This is a genomic window from Planctomycetota bacterium, from assembly GCA_038746835.1.
In the GTDB taxonomy this organism is placed as follows: Bacteria; Planctomycetota; Phycisphaerae; order Tepidisphaerales; family Tepidisphaeraceae; genus JBCDKH01.
This window is the reverse complement of record JBCDKH010000317.1, coordinates 1-1920: the sequence shown is the minus strand read 5'-3', so window position 1 is coordinate 1920 and position 1920 is coordinate 1. Positions and strand designations below refer to the sequence as shown.

1 protein-coding gene is annotated in these 1920 nt (G+C 66.5%); it reads right to left on the bottom strand.

Annotated features, from left to right (window positions below; all coding sequences use genetic code 11):
* A partial coding sequence (locus tag AAGI46_17025) for a hypothetical protein (protein MEM1013911.1) occupies nt 1-1920 on the bottom strand: 1920 nt, incomplete at both ends.

Sequence of the window (1920 nt, the reverse complement as noted above, 5' to 3'; positions counted from 1 at the left end):
GTGCCGGTGGTGATCGCGTCGACGAGCACGAGGTCGCCGTTGGTGTTGTTGAGGCTGCCGAAGTCGGCGGTGCCCTGGGCGATCACGATGGTGCCGCTGTTGATCGTCGCACCCGACGAGAAGTTGCCCTCGGCGACGTTGAGCAGGCCGTCAGCCTGAACGAACGCGCTGTTAGTGACGTTGATGGTTTCGTCTTCGTCGATGACCAGCGTGCTGCCGAAGAGGCCCGAGTTGGTGACGACAATGCCGGAGTTGGTGAAATTGAGCGTCCCCGAATCGAACTCGACTTGACTGAAGCTGCCCGTCGAGATCGACCCGATGCTGAGCGACCCGCCGTCGACTTCGATCGGCCCGCCGAGGACGGTCGAGCCGTCGAAAGCGAGGTGCTTGCCCGCATCGAGCAGGGCCGGGCCGCCGGAGAACACGATGTCGATATCGCTGGCCGAAAAGGTTTTACTGTCGGTGTAGCGGATCAGGCCGGTGTCCCAGTTCACGGTGGGCACTGGTGTGTAGTTCGTGCCGGTGAAGTCGAGGAAGATCAGGTCGTTGGCAATGAGTTCGCCGCCGGTGAGGTTGATGGTGCCGCGGTCCTTGAGATAGAAATCGCCGTCGACGGTGATCCGCCCGTTTTCGAGCAGGTTGAGGGTCGAGGAGCCGGACGATTGGCTTCCGCCGGACGATGAGACGTTGGTGCTGCCGGACATGTAGAAGTTGCCGGCGACGTCCCACGTGGCCATCGCGCCGGGTCCGCCGAGGTCGACGCGGCCGACGTTGGTCGACGCTCGGCCGATGAACCCGTTGCCTCCGGTCACGACGGCACCGCCGTCGCGGATGCGCATCTCGCCGTCGACGCGGAGCGAAGACGAACCCGCCGCGACGGAGAGGTCGCCGCCGGTTTCGTAGCGCGAGCCGGCGTCTTCGACGGTCAGGAAGTTGTCGCCGTCGCCGCCCGCGCCGACCTCGGAGAACTCGGCGATCTGGACCTCGCCGCCGTTGCTAACGGTGACGCTGCCGCTGGCGCTGTTGGCCTGGCCGATGTCGAGGTAGCGGACGTCGACGAGCGAGCCCGCGCCATCGACGAGCAATTCGCCGTGCCCGTTGGATTCGTCGCCGAGGACCATGAAGCCCTGCGTCGCCGGGTTAGCGGCGTCGGTGCGGAAGGCGCGGACGACCGCCCCGTCGAGGACATGGAGCTTGTTACGGTCCGCCGTGGTGCCCGCCTGGAAACCGACGCTGATGCGTTCGCCGCCGAAGTAGTTGACGGCCGAGCCGTCGCCGGTGACGGTCAGCGACGAGTCGTTGCTGCTGTTGATACGACCGATGACCAGGCGGCGGTCAGCGACATCGGGGTCGGCGAAGTTGCTCGCCACGTTGACGACCGCGCCGTCGCTGACGGTCATGGTCGCGTCGTTCTCGTCGCCGATGACCAGACGCTGGGTGAGGTTGAGTTGCGAACCGGCGCCATCCACGGTGATATCGCTACCGGCGGACCCGGGCTCGTCGGCGAGGATGAGTCCGTTGCCGTTGACGACGCCGCCGCTGTCGATGTTGAGGAAGCCGTCGCCCTGGAAGCCGACGAGGATGAAGTCGCCGTTGGCGTCGTAGCGGGAGCCGGTGCCGGTGACGTTGAGCGTGCCCTGGGCGTTGGCGCGGTAGCCGATCCAGGTCCGCCCGGAAGCGATGCCCACGCCGCCGCCGGAGATGTTGACGGTGCCGGTGCCGCCGTCTTCGTTCTCCGAGCCGCCGATGAACCAGGTGGAGTTGGTCGTTTCGACGCGAGACCCGACGCCTTCGATATTGAGCGTGCCGATGCCTTCGTCGTCGTCGCCGATGGTGACGGCACTGCCGGCGTCGTTGGTGGCGAAGGCGCCGTTGAGCGTGGCGGTCGCGCCGTTGCGGAAGGTGGCGGTGCCGGTCGAG